Consider the following 281-nt stretch of genomic DNA (forward strand, 5'->3'; position numbering starts at 1 on the left):
TATTTATAACGCCATTAACCTGGGCGCCGGTTATCAGTCGGGTACGTTCAAATTGCCGGTCAGTGTTTTTATGTCTCGGGCACCACAGGAAATCCTGGTGGTCAAAATTGAGTGACGTGTCGTCCCAGCACCCATAACAGCCATGGGAGTTAAATACCCGCCACGGGGTATAAAACTCACTGTTGGGAAGACTGAAGCCACTTATCAGCACAACCGGAATACGGGTAGCCCATGCCAGCCATGACAGGCCGCTTGACAGACCAATGAAGAAGCTGGCATGC

Annotated in this window: 1 pseudogene; it reads right to left on the reverse strand. The window is 51.2% G+C overall.

The features are described from left to right. Positions 1–281, reverse strand: a pseudogene (locus tag FDX22_RS15795) (autotransporter strand-loop-strand O-heptosyltransferase); the annotation flags it as partial.

The organism is Citrobacter sp. TBCS-14 (genome assembly GCF_005280805.1).
GTDB lineage: Bacteria > Pseudomonadota > Gammaproteobacteria > Enterobacterales > Enterobacteriaceae > Citrobacter > Citrobacter gillenii.